Annotated in this window: 1 protein-coding gene; it reads left to right on the plus strand. The window is 34.3% G+C overall.

Features of this window, described 5'->3' with window-relative positions; translation table 11 throughout:
• Positions 1-902, plus strand: a 902-nt coding sequence (locus tag EZH24_RS14365) for a hypothetical protein (RefSeq protein WP_161976177.1), incomplete at its 5' end; no start/stop codon positions are given.
• Positions 903-993 lie beyond the last annotated feature (91 nt).

The raw sequence follows: 993 nt of genomic DNA on the forward strand, positions 1-993 counted from the left end.
GCTGTCAGTGTAAGAACAATGTCAGCGACCCGAACAATATTCCGCCTGATAACGGGATAAAAACAAACGACATACCTCCAGGAACTTTTTTCATCAGCGAGGCAACGGACAATGTCAAAGCTTCAATAATCAAATCGTCTACTACTTCGATTAGCGACATCAAAATAGGTTTCGTATCGGCAAACAATTATACTTACAGTTTTACTTATACAGTCGATGACGCAACCGAAACGGTGGAAGCGAATAAAATCACTGCGGACGATTTCCGAGTTGCAGACAATGTATTGACTGCGAAAAATAGCGTAGCGGATAAAATGAAGCAGGTTGATAGTTCGACTGCTCCTGTGGAAAAAACGATTACGATTAATTTCACTTTTACGCCAGACGATAAAACTTTGAAGAACAATACTCCAACTTTGTCCGTTGAAGTGAAGTTGACGCATGCTCAATCATTAAATACTACTGAAACAAAAAAGAGTAAAGTAGAAGAAATATTCAAATTAATTAAATTATATCCTGGTAATAATAATGCCTATCAGTTCGATTTTTCGGGAGCTACTTTTACCGCTACCGATAATAATACTAAAATCGAAGTTAAAAATTCACATGCCAAAGCGAATGATAACGAAACTATTACCATAGAAGATTTTAAAACTGATTTAATCGAAGGAAGAACATATGGTTTGTATGAACAAACAGTTCAAAATTTAGGGTATCTTTCATCCGTAAAATTTGATGATACACAAGAACAAGGAAAAATTAATGGCACTGTAGCCACATTTTATGTAGTCCTTACTTTTAATCCACAATACGAAACCGAAGATATTATAGTTCAGATAGATGTCGATGCAAAAAATGAAGGTAAAGGTGGAAAGTGGGCGGATACTACACAAACCTCATAAGTTATTGAGCTGAGATTATTAAGGATAATTAAAGTTTGAAGATAATATGATTTAAGTTAATAAGATTTTTAAGATTTAAACCGAATTTATT

The organism is Brachyspira catarrhinii (assembly GCF_005518285.1).
Taxonomy (GTDB): domain Bacteria; phylum Spirochaetota; class Brachyspiria; order Brachyspirales; family Brachyspiraceae; genus Brachyspira; species Brachyspira catarrhinii.